Raw genomic sequence first — 19123 nt, 5'->3', positions numbered from 1 at the left:
AATTATTCTTTTATTTGCACGCAGATTAAAAATGATTTTAGCAGATTTTTTCTTTGTTCTATTCTCTTAACTCTATTTTAATTCCTTCAATTTAGAATCCATCACGTCTTTGTTCAATTTTACTTTTACCGTTCCTGTAGGATGAAATCTCTTTTTCAAATCGATGGCATTATACACAATCGTATAAACGTCATTTCCTTCGGGAATAAGGCAAAGCGGTGTTCGCATAATATCCCACCATTTATCGACTTTGGTTTCTATTGGCAAATAATGCGCCTCGCTCCAGTTAATTCCGTCTTTTGAAAGTGTGTACCCCATCATATTTGGCAAATGATGTCCCCAACCTTCCGGGCCTCCGTCGAAAACAGCAATGTACAAACCATTTGGCAACTGACTCACAATTGGATTTTCAACAAATATGGGATGTATCGTTTTTATAGGCTGTAAACCTTTATCTTTTCTTTGCCAAGGCCCTTCCAAACTATTGGATTCTGCCAAAGCCACAGACCAGCCTTTACCTGATTTCTTCGGATAATCTGCCCAAGATTCAAAAGGATATGCGCCGCTGTAAAATCCGAACCATTTATCGCCGACCTGATACGGAAAAAAAGAAGCTACGCCCTGACGGCCTTCCCAAGGTTGAGAATCCAGACCAGGTTCCATAATGATTCCGATATCTTTATAGGGCCCGCCAATTCCGTTGATGCCTTCTACAGTTGATTCGCAACGCCAAATTCTTCCAAAAGAATGGTTTGGCTGAATTTCTTTGTGTACCGTATAGGCCAAATAATAACCGTACCATTTGTTGGTCTTTTCGTTAAAAACAGGCATATACGACCAAATCGCAGCGCGTCGATCGTTCATCGGGTTATCATCTTCGGTAATGGCATAGGTTCCGCTTGCTTGCAAAATCGTTGATTCCCTTTTCCAATGAATGGCATCTTTACTTGTCCAATGTCCGATTTTGGTTTTTACACGATCGTAGTACATTTCCACTCCCTTTTCACCCGCTCTTTCAGTTGGAAACATATGATAGGTATCGCCTACTTTCACCACACGTCCACCTTCAAAACCTCCCTGAATCCCTTCCGTTCCGGGCATTCCTTCATCGATAACTGCTTTGTTTTCTCCTCCGATAATTTCAAAAAGTGGCTTTTCATCCGAGAATCCTTCAATGATATAGGTTGGATTCCATAATCTTCCATCTAATTTTTCGGCATTTCTCGTTGCCAATTGTTGGTTGCTTTTCACCACTCCCAAAATGGCAAACAATCCTTTAGTATTTGGCAAAATCGTGTGCGTTCCTTTTGCGAAAGCGATGGCATAAATATTTACGGGAGCCAATCCAGTAATCGTAACTCCATTTTCAAGTATCAATTTTCCGTTTGTTACTGCATTCGGCTGAAGATACGCAGCATTATCTGATTCCTGAAAAACGCCAACCAAAACCTGAACCGGTTCTTTGAATTTTAACTGCAAAGATGAGTTTGTCCCTTTTTTATAGGAATCCAAAGGAAGTTCAACACCCGTTAAACCCTCCAATTCCGGAGCCAAACCTACAATATTGTGTTTGCTTCCCGAAAAAACGTGTGCGTATTGCGTTGTTTTGAATGTTTTGTAATTGGATTTTATTATTTCAAAAGAAGCGGATTGCCAAGGTGTATTTTGGGCTGAAACTGAAAAGCCCAAAAACAATATGAATAAAAATATAGGTTTAATTTTTTGCATCATTTTTTAATATAATTTGTCCGTCCTCAAGCATTCGCATTAAACCTCGTAGAGGTGTACTGTTTATAGCAAGAATTATTGCCAATTTACGAAGCTCCGTAGGTGCGGTCTGTATTAATTGTTTTTTAGGTCGCTCCTACGGAGCTTTTGCTAGATTTTATAAATTGGCTACAAACAGTACACCTCTACGAGGTCATTATTTGTAACTTTTTCTAAAAATTATTTAGCCAAAACTTTATAACTAATTTTATATTCCACATTCGGTTGAACCGTCAATTGGTATTTATTTTTTGCCAATTCGGTAATCGTACCCGAACTTACTTTTGGTTTACTCGAACTTTCAAAAATCAATTTTCCTTCTCCTTCAGCAGCTTTTACCTTAATTTCTTTGGTACTGCAATATACGCTTACTTCCCCTTTTGGCGTTGGCACTTTTCCTTCCATCCATTGCAATCCGCCAAGATTTGGTTTGATTTCGTATTCCGAATATCCAGGAGCGGTTGGTTTTACGCCCAAATAATATTTTCCTAACAAATAGATCGGACTAGAACCCCAAGCGTGGCAAAGACTTTTTCCATAAGGACGTCCATACATCGCTAAATGTTCCGCACCTTTTTTGCTAGGGTTGTATTCTTCCCAGAAAGAGGTTGCACCCTCGTTTAACATTCCGCCCCAATAGTTTTTCATTTCTTTTAAAACATAATTCTGTTCGCCCATAGCGCACAAGGCTTCCAACTCGTAAAAACGCATATAAGGTGTTGTGATTTTAAGAATCTTATCATTGAGCAACACCTTATTTTTGATGCTTTGTTTTTGTTCTTCATTAAAATAATTGAAAAAAATACCGAACATATTAGCGTATCTAGTTACAATATCCTGCATTTTACCGTCGATACGCTGATGCTTCATCACGTTTTCTTTTTTATCCCAAAACACATCAAATAGTTTTGTTTTTAAATCAGATGCTAATTTTTGATACTGTTTTTGGTCTTCATTTTCACCTGCAATTTTAGCACTAACAGCCATAGCCTCTAAACTTCTTGCCAAAAGCATTTGTTCAAAACTAACCTCGCCGGTTTTTGGTAATCCGTTCGCCCAATCAATAAAAACCCAATCGCCTTCCAATGGTTCCAGGAATCCGTTTGCGTTTCTTCTTTTTAAACAGAACTCCATCAATGATTTCATTCGTGGATAAAAAGTTTTGATAAATTTCGTGTCGCCAGTGTGTAAATAGTAATCGTAAACACCCACAAACCAATACAGCGAATAATCCATAATGATATTTACGTGAGCTGTCACAGGTTCTTTGCCTCGAAGCGCCAACAGCGTTCGTTCTACGGAAGCCGAATCAAAGAATAAATAATAATTCATTAAATAACTTTGATAAGCGTCGCCGGACCAAACCCAGCGATCGCGTTTAATCCCGTCTATAAAAAATTCGCGGGAAGTTAAATGCATCGTGTAAGCCGACACATCCCAAATTTTATTCAATTCTTGATCCGAAGATTTGAATGCACCACGATAGTCCAATGGCAAATATTCGTAAAGCATCGAAATAGAATCATATTTTACTGTTGGATCTGCTTGAACCCGAACATATCGAAATGCTTTGGAACCATTATGTGTGTAGGTTTCAGGCTGATTTCCACCAAAAGATAAATGGTCTAATGTTTCACATTTGGCAGTATCCAGTGCTTCCTCACGAGACTCGCCATAATAAAGAGCCACTTTGCCTTTTCCTTTTAAACCGTGAATTTTAATGTAACCAAAAGTTTCTTTACCAAAATCTACCAATTGACCAGTTCCAATTTTTTCTGTTTTTTTTGCATTCCAAGGTTGGGTTGTTAGCTTAAACCCAGAAGGTTTATGCTCTGGCGCATCAAAATTCCAAGAACCAACAGGCACCCAAGGCGTACCGGATTGTTGTGCTTTTCCATTTTCATCAATCCAAAGTTTGTCTTCATCGGTCACCTTCCAGGACGCATCAGACTTAACATATTTACCAGCAATATAAATAGCCGGCAACACTTCCTGATTATATACTTTAAAGGAAATTTTATGCTTCCCGGCAGGAATTTTTAATGATTTTGGTTGTCCGTAAACCTGAACTCCGTCTAAAATTAATTGGAAAGATCCCTCCGAATATATTTTTACTTCGTCCGGTTGCGGAATATCAACTTCTGCTTGAAAAGTTACCAAAGAATAAGGACTATAATATTGCCAAAGTGGTGGAAATACTGCTTCGCGATCTGTACGTCTTACCTGCATTTTATTGCTTAACCAAACTTCAAAATCACCTGGATACCAAATCCAAGTGGCTGGTTTAGTTTCTTGGGCTAACAAAGAGACCGAAGAAAACATGACAATAAAAACGACTAATCTATTAAAATGTAAAAAACGTTTTTGCATAAGAATATATTTAGGGACTAAAGATAAGTGTTATTTTTACATTTACTAACCTGCACTATCCTGTACTGTCCTGAAATAATTCATGCTTTCACTCTCAGAAACAGATTAAATAACAACTTCCTTTTTTCGTAATTTTATTGAAGATAATAATCAACAATAAAATTACCAAATTACAAGTCCCTAGTTATAAATATGCTACAATATTTACAAATCAAAATTCCGAAGTAAAATAATCGCAAGATTAAATCCGGAAATATATATGGAAGACTTTATTTTGAAGCAAAAAAACCGTTTCTACATCGAAACGGTTTTCTTATTTTATAAGATATAAAAAACTAAGAAATCAATTTGCTCATTATTTTTTGAATTGAATCTTTAATCTCAATATAATCATTGGAAGACAAATTGAGTTTTTCTACTAACTTTCCAGGTATTTTACAAGCCTTTTCTTTTAGATCTAATCCAGCTTTATCCAAGAAAACCTCGACAACCCTTTCATCTTCTTTTTTTCGTTTTCTAATAATAAAACCTTTTTTTTCTAAGCGTTTTAGTAACGGAGTCAGTGTGCCACTATCCAAATAGAGTTTTTCACCAATTTGGTTTACAGTTAAACCTTGTTGTTCCCAAAGCACCATTAATACAAGATATTGTGAATAAGTAATATCCAACTCTTCTAAAAAAGGTCTATATAAGCCAATAATTTCTTTAGCCACAACATAAAGCGGAAAACAAAGCTGCTGGCTTAATTGTAACGAATTGAAATCTTGCATCTATCTTGAAACTAGTTATTTTTAAATTACATTTTTATAATGAATTCATCCATCGGGATTCTAACTTTTTTCATATTTGAAAGCCAATCTTTAGGTTCATCTCTATAACCCAAATAAAGCAACGAAACACTTTTTAATCCCAATTCTTTTAAATTTAAAATCTCATCAACTACAGCATTATTAAAACCTTCTGCCGGTGTAGAATCAATCTTTAATTCGGCAGCCTGAGCCATTGCCAAACCAAGCGCAATATACGTTTGACGAGCGGTATGCGCAAAATGTTCTTCAGGAGTTTGTGCTCCATAGATTTTTTTAATCATATCTGTATAACTGCTAAAACGCCCTCTAGGCAAATCTCTTACATCAGTATGGTAATCATATACTTTATCTATTTTTTCGGGAGTGTACGCATCCCAAGCCGCAAAAACCAAAACGTGAGAACAATCACGCATTACTTCAGGATTTAATGCCCCTTGTACCATTTTTTCTTTCAAATCCTGATTTTCCACAACAATTACTCTAAAAGGCTGTAAACCTGATGAAGTAGGTGCCAATCGAGCCGATTCTAAAATTTTTTCTAAATCATTCGCTGCTACTTTTTTGGTTGCATCATATGCTTTTACAGCATGTCGCCAGTTTAAATCATCCAATAATGCCATTGCCTATTTTTTTAAAATTAAGTTCTATTTAAAAGTCAAGCACAAAACTAGCGGTAAATTAAATTGCATACAATTTAATTGTGTTAAATATGTTTTAAAGTTGGAATAAAAAAAAGTAGCTTCATAAATGGAAGCTACTTTTTTACTTCGAAGGCTGAATCAATTACCATTAAAAATAAGGTACAAACTCAAAATTACCAATCCCAATAAAGCGAATAATATTTTCACTCGTTTACTGGTTTTTGGCACATCGGCCTCACTGATAAAATTGGTTTCGGGATTTTTGTCCAGTAATGAAATTGCAACTGCAGCAACCATCAAAACCACAAAAATGTAAAACGATATTAATAAAAAGTGAGGCCAAATTTTATAAACATCGGCAGGGAAAATCCACAAATATAAAACTCCAACAGACAAACTAAAAGCCGAACCCCAGGAAAGCGTTGCATTCACGGCTCTTTTGGTGGTGCGTTTCCAGAAAATACTCAACAGAAAAACTACCGACAATGACGGTGCTAAAAAACCCAAAACTGCTTGAAAAATGTTGAATAAATTCTGTCCTTTAATATTATCAATCGCAACGGCTATAAGGATCGCAAAAACACAACCCGCCGCAACAGTTATACGACCAATTTTAATTTGCTCTTTGATCGAGGCTGTCGGATTGATTTTTTTTACATAAATATCATTGGTAAAAACGGTACTTAAAGCATTAAGCGATGAACCAATTGTCCCAACCAAAACAGCAATCATCACACAAATAACCAAACCGTTCATTCCGCTTGGAAATAAATTGGTCACCATTGTCATATAAGCCAAATCGGAGTTTTTGCCCAACTCGGGAAACAAAACCGAACATAAAATTCCTGGTAAAATAAACAACGGCAAAGCCAACACTTTTAGCCAACCAATAAAATTCACCCCCAATTGCCCCTGCTCCAGATTCTTCGCTCCCAAAACACTCTGAACCATCGATTGATCGGTACAGAAAAAAGCTACTGCAGCTACTGGATAACCCAATAAAATAGCTGGCCACGGATAATGCGCATCATCTGAAGGGCGAACCAAATTCCAAAAATTGGAAGGTGTTTTCGATATTAAAACATCTATTCCGCCCACTTTTTGCAATCCTAAATATGATAAGGTAAGCGAAACGACAATCAATAAAATCATTTGGAAAACATTCACTTTGGCAATAGCTTTCAAGCCTCCGGCAAATGTAAAAATCCCGGAAAAAATCACTAAAACGGTAACACTCTGCCACATCGGGATTCCTAAAATCTGACGCACCAAAACGCCTCCGCTAAACAATCCCAACGACAACCAACTTACCAAAATTTTCACCATCGCATACCAGGCCAAAATCGTCTGTGTACTGTCGCCATAACGTTTTCCCATATATTCGGGCATTGTACTCACTTTGCTCGCAATGTAACGCGGTGCAAAAACAATGGCCAAAAGCAATAAAAAAACGAAAGCATACCACTCAAAATTTCCGGCCACGATTCCCGTCGCGTAACCAATACTGGCAAAAGCCAATAAAGACGAAGGTCCCACATTTGTCCCCCACATATTAAACCCAATATTGTACCAGTTCAGGGAATTTCCCGCCATAAAAAGCGTTTCGTTCTTCTTGCTTTGCTTGACGCTCACCACATAACCAATAATCAATAAGGTCACCAAATAAACAGCAACAATGATAAAATCAAGGGTCGTTAACTTATCGTAGATGCTGTTCATAGTCCGTATTCGTTAAGAACATCAGCGATTTTTACTGGCATTCCGGTTTGTAAAGATTTATCCATTGCTTGAAGTAAAGCCACAGTCCCAATGCCTTCTTCCATATCAGGATAAGCCGTAAAACCTTGCTCGATACTATCAACAAAATATTCTAAATAGTTTTGGTATTCTCCGCCGTGATGGCTTTGTCCTTCAAAACGGAAATAATATTTCAAAGTGCTATCGCCCCAAGTGATTACTTTTTCTTCTCCGGTTTTATCGGTAACCGCATAACGCAATTCGTGGTAATCGGCTTGGCTGGCGCCTTCGGTGGCTCTCAAAATAGTGCTCATTCCGCTGTCTCTTTGGGCTGGCTGTGTTGGCGAAGTATAAACACCACTCACTCTCGCAATTCTTCCGTCGGTCGCTTTGAAAATAAAATGCATTGTATCTTCATTCTTCAATCCCGCCGATTTTCCGTTGCTGCTGATCATTCCGTAACCCATCACTTCTTCAATGTTTGGCAAATACCATCTTATGAAATCAACAGGATGACTCAAACCACCGTATAACCATTTGAACGATTGCAAAAGTGACCATTCTTTCTTCAAAAACCATCTGTGATCGGCGTGGTATTGGGCTTCAATTGTAATTAAATCGCCTATTAAACCCGCCTCATAATCGGCTCTTTGTCTTTTTGCAGGCTCAAAAAAACGGGAACTTTGTCCGATAAAAACCTTTTTTCCAGTTGTTTTACTTAGTTCCAACAATTCCTTAGCATCCGATAAATCATCGATAAAAGGCTTGGTGCAAACCACGTGTTTTCCAGCCAACAAAGCTTGTTTGACGTGTTGGGCATGCAAATGATCCGGCGTATAAATCGCAACTATATCGATTGCGGAATCATTCAATAAATCATCGTAATTGGTGGTAAAAGAATAAAAATCAAACTCTTTTGCTCTTTGCTTGCATAAGTCTTCGTTTCTGTCGCATATTTTGACAAGTTCTAATTTTGAACTTTCTAAAGCGGCCGACATCGTGCTTCGTCCTTCTCCAAGTCCTAGTATTGCTATTTTTAACATTTGCTTTTGGTTTAAAAGTTTTACAATTGTTTCGTGAAAGCCCAACAGGTTTTAAAACCTCGTTAGAAACTATTCAAACATTTAATTTTCAATAAATTAAAAAATCCTAAAAAGACTTTAATCTGTTTTTGTCTTTTATTTAATTGGCCAAAAAATGCAATTTTTAGCTTAAAGAAAAAGATCTAACAGGTTTTAAAAACCTGTTAGGATCAACATTATATTTTGTTCAATAAAATCCAGGTTTCGCCAGCTTTTGCGCCTTCGATTCCTGTTTGGTATTTTTTCATTAATTCGTTCCAATCGTTTACACGTGGATTATTTTCAGTTGTTTTTGGATTTAATTTGTCAAGACTTTCCCCTTTTGGAATACTGATAACCAACATTAATTGTCTTCCATTTTTGAAAACCTGTAATTGCTGAAAGTCTGCATTGCAGAAACCTTTGGCTATTTCAGGCCATTTTTCAAATTGGGTTGCGTGGTAATCCACATATTCTTTTTGCATTTTTTCGTCTGCAACCAAATTCGCTGTCAACACAATATTTTCCCATTCGGATACTGGTTTTACGCCCTTACATCTTTCAAAATTTTGAAAGTCATAAACCGGGTTTTCATAGATTTTAATTTCTAATGCCGGAAAAGCCAACGCCAGTTTTCGTTTCGTTCTTTCCGGCTGGTTCATCAGGCCATAAATCACCAAATGATTTTGCCATTGGTACAATTCTTCGCCCACAATTCGGAACCCTTTAATCGTCGATTTAATTTTTTCGATATCCAAATCCTTTCCGATTACTTCAATGGCCACAGCCTTTGGCATTTGCTGCAATCCCCAAGCCTCGTCAACAACCACTTCTTTTTTCAAGTTCGAATAAGGAGCTCGAATACCTGCATTTTCCTTAACTTTCGAATCAACAAAAGCATAATTGTCTTTCCAAATATTCCCAGCAGGACCATTATGGTTCTTCAAGATTTTCTGAATTGGAATCCAGTTGTTCTGTATTGTAAAGCCTTGACTTCCCTCATCGGTATATAAATATAGCCACAGGAAAGGGTCGTGAGCATACGGACTATTGTAAACCTTGTCGATATAATTTTCCTCAATTCGGCTGTCAGGCTGTGAGGAAAGCGTGTAAATTCCGGCCACGTCGTGCAAATGTTTGGCATAATGATGAATTTTGTTTGCCAATATTTTGTTGTTTCGCATCACGTTTTCGGTATGTGTCCAACCCCATCCCATCGAAATTCCGCTGTAAGGTACATCCGAAATCTCGTTATGTTCAATTGTCAAATTTTTGATAAAACCGGCCGCAATTCCTAAACATCCCCAATCTTCGTTGGCAACATCAGTAATCATATTATCGGCAACCAATTCATCCGAACAAACAATTCGTTCGTCTTTTACTGTATAAGGTAAATGCGCCTCAAAAGATTCTTCGGAGAAAACGCCCAAATTGATTGCGCTTCCGCCAATGTCTTTAAATAAATTTCCTTTGACAGTATTGTGATTTGTTCCTCTATGAAAATCCAAACCGGTAGAAGACAAATGCTCGAAAGTACAGCTTTCAAATTGGGTATTATTGGCATAATTTACCTCAACTGCTGCTCTTGGTCTTCCCACCCAACCCTGATTTTCTAAATTTGCCTGATTTGGAGTTCCCGGTGTTAATAATTTGTAAGCATCCAATAAATACATTCCCGCCTGCAACGGAACGTGCCCTTGTTGCGAAGGACGAAGCCAATTGCTGTATTGGAACGAAATTCCTTTGAAATTAAAATAACCAACAGGCGAATCCAAAGTTCCCTTAACTTCAACCAAATTTTCCAAAAATGGTGCCGTAACTTTAGCCGAATTCATATCCTCTCCTGCTCTTGGAATATAGTAGATTTTGCCTTTTTTTCTGTCCAAATACCATTCTCCCGCTTCATTCAGCATTGACATTCCGTTGTTCAAGAAAAATGCCGAATTACCATTGTTCTTAGAAATCCAAGGCGCTGGCCAAGGGTGTTCGCTTTGAATGCGGCTTTCCGGCTGCTCAAACGAAAGTCGGGCGCCGTCTTTTTTGATTTCGATATTTTTAATTCTAAGATTGGCTACAGACCACCACTGAATGATATTCATTTCCATTCCCGGCTCAAACTTAACCGATTTGTCTTTGAAAGGAATCCAACAAGTTTCCGTTTCCTTATCCCAAGACAAAATTCTATCCATTTTATCTCCTGCGGTACTTTTGGCGCGAACCGCTTTCTTTCCGTTCACCCACAATTGTCGGTAATTGATAATTTCACCCGCTTTTTCAGGCGCATCAGCCACCCAAACCACTCCTGCCTTTAAGCCATTTATAGGAGTTGTAGATTTTTTCCAGTTTTTGATTTCCAAACCACCGCTCAAAATGGGTTTTACGTTTGCATCGGCTTCAATAGTGGTTGGACTGTCAGCCGTTCCCGAATCTTCAGGTCTTACGAATAAAGGTTCATTCAAATAATAAGTCCCGCCCATTACGATAATATGAATCCCGTCTTTTATCGAAGGGTCTTTCAAACGGCGCAATTCTCTGGCTTTTCTAATCGCCATTTGTACCGTAGCCAAAGGACTGGCTTTTGTTCCTGCATTAGTGTCTTTTCCTTGGACAGAAACCCAAATTTCAGCAGCATTTGCCGAAAACAGTGTAAACGTCATTAGAAAAACTGTAACTATTCTATTAAGCTTATTTAAAAACATTCGATTCTTTTTTTACTGTTAAAAAAGTAGCAGCCAATGAAAACTGCCAAAAAATCATATCCCAACAAATGGAATATTTCAAATATTGGTACCAATTTAACGCAAGCTAAAAGCAAAACCATCCTGTACCCTCCTGCTCTATATTAAAATAAGTGTTATTTTTACACATTACTTCTTTTTTCAACAAAAACGATGAATTTGAATGCTTTTATGAGTTAAATTTAGATCTAAAAGTCAGACTTTATTTCTTCTTTTTTTGGAGCAGAACATCTGGTTTTTTAGGAAGCATTGTTCCTGCTATCCGCTATATCTTTTCCTTTTGAAGAAAAAAGGAAAAGGATGCCGCTTCTATCAGGGCTCAAAGAAGAACATTTTTGCTTTTTTACAATCATTAAAAAAATAAATCATTAAAACATTAAGAAACAATTAGATAGACTTAATAAACCTTAATTCCTTGAATGGTTCAAAATTGAAAAATGCTTTAAAATCAAACAAAAAAAACGCCCGACATTACTGCCGGGCGTTATAACAAAAACCACTTTGTTTAACCAAAACCTAAAATATGTAAAAACTATCTGTAAAAGCCCATGGACACTCCGCCGTCAACATTCAGTGCGTTTCCTGTCGATTTACCCAACAGGCCACCAACGAATGCGAAACAAGCGTTTGCAATGTCATCTGGCAATATAATTTCGTTCAATAAGGTGCGTTTAGCGTAATATGCTGGCAATTCCTCTACCGTGATGCCATACGCTTTAGCACGTCCTTCTGCCCAACCTCCGGACCAAATATTCGAATCCGAGATTACCGCATCTGGGTTTACCGTGTTCACACGGATTTTATCCGCTCCTAATTCGGCAGCCATTAAACGGGTCAAGTGTGCCTGAGCTGCTTTGGCCGATCCGTAACCTGGATTGTTTGGTCCTGCAACCACCGCATTTTTAGACACGATGTTTACGATGTCACCACCGAAACCTTGTTTACGCATTATTTCGATTCCCGCTTTTGAAACAATAAATTGTCCTTTTACCAAGATATCATACAATCTATCCCACTCTTCCAAAGTATGGTCTGCGATTGATTTGGAGATACTGATTCCCGCGTTGTTCACGATGATATCGGCTCCACCGAAAGCAAGACAAGCTTCGTCCAATGCTTTTTCAGTGCTTTCAGAGTCAGTTACGTTCAATAGTGTGCTTGAAACAGCGTCTTTTCCGAACAATTTCACAAACTCGGCTGTTGCTCCTTGCAAACGCTCTTCGTTGATATCGTTGATTACCACGCAAGCTCCCTCTTGGGCAAACTTTTTAGCAATTGCCTTACCAATTCCTCCTGCCGAACCTGTAATCAAGGCTACTCTTCCCGACAAGGATTTTGGTTTTGGCATACGTTGCAATTTAGCTTCTTCCAACAACCAATATTCGATATCGAAAGCTTCTTGGTGTGGCAATGAAGTATATTCTGAAACGGCTTCTGCCCCTTTCATTACGTTTACCGCATTGATATAGTATTCCGATGCCAAGCGTGCCATGGTTTTGTCTTTGGCAAACGTAAACATTCCTACTCCAGGGTATAAAATAACCACCGGGTTTGGGTCACGCATGGCTGGTGAGTTTGATTTTTTGCAGGTATTGTAATAGTCTTTGTACATGGCTCGGTACGCTTCGAAAGCCGGAGCCAATTTGGCTTTAACCGCAGCAACATCCGATACGTCTTCGTTTGGATCCAATTCCAATACCAGCGGACTGATCTTGGTACGCAAAAAGTGATCAGGGCAAGAAGTTCCCAATGGAGCCAATTTGGCCAAATCATTAGAATTGATGAATTCCAAAACTCTCGTATCATCGGTATAATGACCGATCATTTGACGTTCTGAAGAACAGAAACCTCTCAAAATTGGAGCTACTTTCGCAGCTTGCAATTTGCGGTCTGCTTCAGGAAGGCTGTCTATTTTCTTTCCTCCAAAAACAGGGCGTTTTTGTCCGTAATTGCTTTCCAAGTATTCGGCACATTTCTCGATTACCTCAAGCGTGTTGACATAACTTTCGTAAGCAGTGTCTCCCCAGGTAAACAAACCGTGAGACCCTAACATGATACCTCTTAATTTTTTTCCGTTTTTAGCGGCTTCTTCCAAACAGCTTCTTAGTTGAAGCCCCAAGTCAAAACCTGGACGTTGCCAGCCAACCCAACCAATTTCACCGTTGAATAATTCTTCGGTGATTTTTTTTCCGTCTTTGGCCGCAGCAATAGCAATCGCAGCATCCGGGTGAAGGTGGTCGATGTGTTTGAATGGTAAAAATCCGTGCAAAGGTGTGTCGATTGAAGGTGCTTTCGAAGCCAAATCAAAAATACAGTGGTTGAACAATTCCACCATTTCGTCTTCAAATTCTATCCCTCTGTACACGTTTTCCAAATTGCGCAATCTCTCTAAATACAAAGCTGCACAACCTGACTTGGTCAATGTCCCGATGTCACCACCCGAACCTTTGATCCACATTACTTCTGAATCGGTTCCTGTCAAAGGATCCTTGTCTGTTATTTTTACAGAGGTGTTACCTCCACCGTAATTTGTTAATCGTAAATCGGCTCCCAATAAATTCGAGCGATAAATAAAAAGGGCTACTTCATCTCCGGCCAACTCCTGTGCTTTGGCATCATCCCAAAGGTAGCTTACATGTTGAAAAGTCATTTTTTCTGTGTTACTATTTGACATCGTTTTTTTTTGTTTTTTTGTTTTAATATAGATTATAAGGAATTTCCATTCCCAACCAATACTATCGACATATTTGTCTTATTTCAGCATCTAGTAATTTCACTATCAGACACATCCAGTATTCAGTTTCAGATTGTAAAATAAAAACATACAAAAAACATAACTATCCTGTACTGTCCTTTCCCAAAAGCTCTTTTAACAAAAAGATCACATTATTTATCATCATATCACAGATTTTACAAGAAAATTAGGCCTTTATCTCCCAAAAAGCATGCAGAAGAGCAAGTGAGATACACCCAAACTGATTGAAAAAGTTTTCAAATAATTTCATTTAAGATTATAAAAAAAGCTTCCGAAAAATTTTATTTGAACATTATTTTTCAAATAAAATTTTCCGGAAGCAATTTCTAAAAATCTAATATTTTGCTTTTATCGCTGTATTTTACAACTCAAGATTATAAAAATTAGCGGCATTTTCAAACCAAATCTTACTCTGTTCTTGAACTGGTAATTGAGTCATATAACTTTCAAGTGTTTGAACAAGTTCAGCATAATTTGAAGCGACATTACAAACAGGCCAGTCGGAACCGAACATTAATTTATCTGTCGAAAAACTTTCAAAAACCACATCGAGATACGGTCTTAAATCAGAGGGTTTCCAATTGTTCCAATCGGCTTCGGTAACCATACCTGAAATTTTACACATCACGTTTTCGTATTTTGCAATCTCCTTCATATTCTTCTCCCACGTAGCAATTTCACCCGACTTTATATCCGGTTTTGCAATATGATCGATAACAAAAGGTTGATCTGGAAAACGGTTTACCAAATCTATCGCGGCAGGCAACTGTCTGTGAAAAATAAGAATGTCGTAGGTATAATTGAATGGTTTTAATGCTGCAATTCCATTACGAAAATCGTTTCTCAACATAAAATCATCGGCCTCACCTTGCACCACATGTCTGAACCCTTTCAACTTTTTATGGTTCGAAAAATGATTTAAACGATCATTTATATTTGCATCGCGTAAATCTACCCAACCAACGACTCCTTTTATAAAATCATTTTTTGAAGCCAAGTCCAATAAGAAATTAGTTTCCTCTTCTGATTGACTTGCCTGAACGGCCACACAAGCCGAAAATTTATTTTCACTCAATAATGGTTGAAGATCTGCAGGTAAAAAATCCCTTTGGATTTTCTGCATAGAATCGTCAATCCAACTGTCTCTAACAGGGTCGAATATCCAAAAATGCTGGTGAGAATCGATTCGGTTGTTCATGGTTTTACTAATTTACATCACTAATTAAAGCACGATCCAAATGTACGTAACCTCCATCAACAAAAACAAATTGTCCTGTAGTGTGCGAAGAACGGTCTGAAATAATGAACAAAGCCGTATCTGCAATTTCTTCTGTTTTTGTCATTCTGCCTTCAAACGGAATACTTTTGTTGATTTTCTTTAAAACCTCATCACCATCCGGTAATGTTTTAATCCAATCTTCGTAAGCCGGAGTATAACTTTCGGCAATGATAATGGCGTTCGAACGAATTCCGTATTTAATCAAATCGACCGCCCATTCTCTGGTAAGTCCTAGAACTCCACCTTTTGCGGCAGCGTAACCTGAAGTTCCACCTTGACCTGTCAAAGCCACTTTGGAACCAATATTTAGAATATTTCCTTTTGATTCTTTCAAATAAGGAAGCGCATATTTTGCCAATAAAAAGTAGCTGACAACATTCAGTTTCAAAGAATTCATAAATTCCTCGTAACTCGACTCCAAACCGGCGCCGTCGTTTACACCAACGTTATTGATAACAGCGTCGATTCTTCCGTATTTTTCAACGATTTTATTTACGGCATTTTCCATTGCTTCCGGACTGGTAACATCCGTTTGAACAAACAATGCATCGATACCTCTTTTTTGAAGTTCTTCAACATAACCGAAACCTCTACTGTTTCGATCCACAAGTGCAGGTATTGCCCCTTCATCAGCCAATCGCTTGATGATGGTTTCCCCAATACTTCCTTCTTTCCCTGCCGAACCCGACACGGCCACAACTTTGCCTTTTAATCTTAAATCCATAATCTATATATTTTAAGCTTAATTTAATTCGATCAATGCTTTGATAACGTTGTTTTTTGGGTCGATCCAACCATCAAACTCGTTGATCATATCTGTAAAATCGGCTCTGTGAGTAATGTATTTTTTAGGGTCAATTTTTCCTGACTTAAGACATTGCATCACGTATTCAAAATCTTCAATAGTTGCGTTTCGGCTACTCATTAAAGTAGATTCCCTTTTGTGGAAATCAGGATGACTGAAACTCAATTCCCCTTTTTGAAGTCCCACCAAAACGAAACGACCGCCGTGTGAAATATAATTGAAAGCACTATTCATCACATTTCTATTTCCTGTCGCATCAATAACCACGTTTGCCATATCGCCGTTTGTGATTTCGGCAAGTCTTTGAGCTACATCTTCATTCAGCGGATTGATGGTCTCATCGGCATTAAGTTGTTCTTTGCAAAAGTTTAATCTGTACTCGTTGATATCCATAACGATTACTTTGGCTCCCGCAATTTTAGCAAATTGAATTAATCCAATTCCTATTGGCCCTGCTCCCATTACCATCACCACATCATTTGGCCCCACAGCGGCTCTTCTTACTCCATGAGCAGCAATTGCAAGCGGTTCAATCAAAGCCAATTCATCATAATCCAAACCTTGACCGTGCAATAAATACTGTTCAGGAATTGTCACATATTCAGCCATTCCTCCATCAATATGAACACCAAAAACTTTGATATTGGCACAACAATTCGTCAATCCGTTTCGGCAAGCCACACAAGTGCCACAATTAAAATAAGGAATAAAAGTTACCTTGTCTCCCGGTTGAAAACCTTTGGCATTACCTTTTATATATTCGGCTGCAAGTTCGTGTCCCAAAACTCTAGGATACTCAAAATACGGCTGCGTACCTCCGTAAGCGTGAATATCAGTCCCGCAAACACCAATTCTTTTAATTTTTAATAAAACCTCACCCTCTTTTGGCTCTGGCATGGGTTTTTCCTGTAACTTAAACTCATGCGGTTTTTCACATACAATATATTTCATCGCTGTATTTTTTAAAATTATTTTTGATAGGCTACTGCCAATTGTTTGCTGCTTCCTAAACCTTCCATTCCTAATTCAACTACATCTCCTGCTTTCATAAAAATTGGTTCCGGTTTAATTCCCAATCCAACTCCCGGAGGCGTTCCTGTACTGATTACGTCACCTGGAAGCAAAGTCATAAATTGACTTAAATAATGCACCAAAAATGGGATTTTGAAAACCAAGTTGGAAGTATTACTGTTTTGGAAAGTTTTACCGTTTACAGTCAACCACATTGACAAATTGTTTACATCGGCAATTTCATCTTGTGTTGCCAAAAAGGGTCCAAGAGGAGCAAATGTGTCACAACCTTTCCCTTTTGCCCATTGTCCGCCCATTTCGATCTGAAAAGCTCTTTCGCTGTAATCATTGTGCAAACAATATCCCGCTACATAATCCAAAGCTTCTGCTTCTTCTACATAGCTTGCTTTTTTGCCAATAACAAAAGCCAACTCAATTTCCCAGTCTGTTTTTTGACTGTTTTTTGGAATGATAACATTATCGTTTGGTCCACACAAAGCGGTAGTCGATTTGAAAAAGATAATTGGTTCAGTCGGAATCGGAGCGTTTGTTTCGTGACAGTGATCTACATAGTTTAATCCAATGCAAATGATTTTTGATGGTCTTGCAACCGGAGATCCCAAACGAACAGAAGCATCAACTTCAGGCAAAGCTGGATTAAGTTCCAATGCATTTTTTAATTTCTCCAATCCGTCATTTTCAAAAAATGCTTCATTATAATCGGTTACAATTGACGAAACATCAAATCTCTTTTCTCCAATTAAAACACCTGGTTTTTCTTTTCCGATTTCTCCAAAACGTATTAGTTTCATTTCTATATATTTTTAGTTATTATTTAGGTGCTGAGTTTCTAAGTTGCTAAGCTTCTAAGTTTTTTCTCTTAGTAACTCAGCATCTTAGAATCTTAGCGACTTTTTATCTACCCAACTCCAAAGCAGCCAAAATAAAAGGGCCTGTCGCTTTTGGATCATTATTTTTCTTTTTCTCGTTTATGTAATATTCATACGAACCATCTCTGTACGGAGTTCCTCCAAGACCTGCCACGGCACAAGCATTTGTTAATTCTATTTCTCCATTAGCATCAATTTTCATCGATTGGGTAGTCAAACCGTCAAAAGCTTTGTTCGCTGCATTTTTAAATTCTTTTGGCAAATAACCCTTGTTTACACCTTTTGCGAAAGCGTAAGCAAACATAGAAGTTCCTGAAGATTCCAAATAATTTCCTTCTCTGCCTCCCATATCGGTAACTTGGTACCACATACCTGATTTATCCTGAAATTTAATCAAAGCATTTGAAATGTTATTCAAATACCCAATCAATTCTTTACGTTTTGGGTGATTCTTAGGAAAATAGTCCAAGGCATCAACCAAAGCCATAACGTACCAACCAATTGATCTTGACCAAAAGTTTGGAGAGTTACCTGTTTCTTTATTTGCCCAAGGCATTTGTTTGCTTTCGTCCCAAGCATGATACAACAGTCCTGTTTTTTTATCGGTAGCATGAAGTTGAATCAGTTCGAATTGTTTAGCAATGTCATTTAATTTTGCTCCTTTTTCAAAAGTAGTAGTGTATTGTGCGTAAAAAGGCTCACCCATATACAAACCGTCCAACCACATTTGGTTTGGGTATATTTTTTTGTGCCAAAATCCTCCGCTTGGAGTTCTTGGTTGTTCTTCCAATTGTTTGCGGAGTGTTTGCATCGCTGTTAAATAACGTTTGTCTTTTGTCTTCGCGTACAAATCAAACAAAATTCTCCCCCCGGGAATATTGTCTATATTAAAAGATTCAACTTTAAAGGTTTTAATATTTCCGTCGGCGTCAATCAATTCATCGGCATATTGTTTAACGTAAGCTTCGTATTTTCCGTTCTTTTTTTGCTTATCCAATTCCTGAAAAGCGTACATGACCAAACCGTGAACATAGCTCCAGTGAGCGACTTTGGCATCATCAATCATATACGATTGCGGATGACGCTGCATTAGGGTTAAAGCCATTCGTTCCGACCATTTCAATTTTGCTGAAATTTCATTTTTTGCTTTGCTTTCAGTTCCTGTCTGAGCCATAGACTTAGCACTGAATACTAACAAGATAAGCATAAAACTTATGCTTAATAATAAATTTATTTTTGACTTTTTATTCATCCTTACTC

13 protein-coding genes are annotated in these 19123 nt (G+C 37.9%); all 13 read right to left on the bottom strand.

Annotated elements, in window-relative coordinates; translation table 11 throughout:
* Positions 1-72: 72 nt before the first annotated feature.
* The 13 genes from OZP12_RS04570 to OZP12_RS04510 all read right to left on the bottom strand — a co-directional run bounded on the left by OZP12_RS04570 (position 73) and on the right by OZP12_RS04510 (position 19070).
* Positions 73-1731 carry a glycoside hydrolase family protein gene (locus tag OZP12_RS04570; protein ID WP_281227872.1) on the bottom strand — a complete coding sequence of 553 codons (1659 nt, stop codon included), beginning with the start codon at positions 1729-1731 and terminating at the stop codon, positions 73-75.
* A gap of 216 nt (positions 1732-1947) precedes the next feature.
* A complete protein-coding gene (locus OZP12_RS04565) occupies positions 1948-4137 on the bottom strand; it encodes an alpha-L-rhamnosidase-related protein (protein ID WP_281227871.1) in 2190 nt (729 codons plus the stop codon).
* 335 nt (positions 4138-4472) lie between these two features.
* A complete protein-coding gene (locus OZP12_RS04560) occupies positions 4473-4907 on the bottom strand; it encodes a MarR family winged helix-turn-helix transcriptional regulator (protein WP_281227870.1) in 435 nt (144 codons plus the stop codon).
* Positions 4908-4933: 26 nt separating this feature from the next.
* The gene (locus tag OZP12_RS04555) at positions 4934-5566 is read right to left on the bottom strand and encodes an NAD(P)H-dependent oxidoreductase (protein WP_281227869.1); all 633 of its coding nucleotides are present in this window, start codon (positions 5564-5566) and stop codon (positions 4934-4936) included.
* Positions 5567-5725: 159 nt separating this feature from the next.
* The gene (locus OZP12_RS04550; RefSeq protein ID WP_281227868.1) at positions 5726-7306 is read right to left on the bottom strand and encodes a sodium:solute symporter; all 1581 of its coding nucleotides are present in this window, start codon (positions 7304-7306) and stop codon (positions 5726-5728) included.
* Positions 7303-8367, bottom strand: coding sequence for a Gfo/Idh/MocA family protein (locus OZP12_RS04545; RefSeq protein ID WP_281227867.1), 1065 nt, complete (start codon positions 8365-8367; stop codon positions 7303-7305). The genes OZP12_RS04550 and OZP12_RS04545 overlap by 4 nt, the downstream gene beginning before the upstream one ends.
* 215 nt (positions 8368-8582) lie before the next feature.
* Positions 8583-11084 (bottom strand): L-rhamnose mutarotase, encoded by a 2502-nt coding sequence (locus OZP12_RS04540; protein ID WP_281227866.1) that lies wholly within the window; start codon positions 11082-11084, stop codon positions 8583-8585.
* Positions 11085-11655: 571 nt separating this feature from the next.
* A complete protein-coding gene (locus tag OZP12_RS04535) occupies positions 11656-13797 on the bottom strand; it encodes a bifunctional aldolase/short-chain dehydrogenase (RefSeq protein WP_281227865.1) in 2142 nt (713 codons plus the stop codon).
* A 442-nt stretch (positions 13798-14239) separates the two neighbouring features.
* Positions 14240-15076 (bottom strand): amidohydrolase family protein, encoded by an 837-nt coding sequence (locus OZP12_RS04530; RefSeq protein ID WP_281227864.1) that lies wholly within the window; start codon positions 15074-15076, stop codon positions 14240-14242.
* 7 nt (positions 15077-15083) lie between these two features.
* Positions 15084-15881: an SDR family oxidoreductase gene (locus OZP12_RS04525; protein WP_281227863.1), complete on the bottom strand. Its 798-nt coding sequence runs from the start codon at positions 15879-15881 to the stop codon at positions 15084-15086.
* A gap of 18 nt (positions 15882-15899) precedes the next feature.
* Positions 15900-16913: a zinc-binding alcohol dehydrogenase family protein gene (locus OZP12_RS04520; protein ID WP_281227862.1), complete on the bottom strand. Its 1014-nt coding sequence runs from the start codon at positions 16911-16913 to the stop codon at positions 15900-15902.
* A 17-nt stretch (positions 16914-16930) separates the two neighbouring features.
* Positions 16931-17785, bottom strand: a complete 855-nt coding sequence (locus OZP12_RS04515; RefSeq protein WP_281227861.1) for a fumarylacetoacetate hydrolase family protein — start codon at positions 17783-17785, stop codon at positions 16931-16933.
* A 103-nt stretch (positions 17786-17888) separates the two neighbouring features.
* Positions 17889-19070: a glycoside hydrolase family 88/105 protein gene (locus OZP12_RS04510; protein WP_281227860.1), complete on the bottom strand. Its 1182-nt coding sequence runs from the start codon at positions 19068-19070 to the stop codon at positions 17889-17891.
* Positions 19071-19123: the final 53 nt, after the last annotated feature.

This window comes from Flavobacterium aquiphilum (genome assembly GCF_027111335.1).
Classification (GTDB): domain Bacteria; phylum Bacteroidota; class Bacteroidia; order Flavobacteriales; family Flavobacteriaceae; genus Flavobacterium; species Flavobacterium aquiphilum.
Note: the sequence above shows the minus strand (reverse complement) of the source record. Positions and strands in the feature narration are given on the sequence as shown.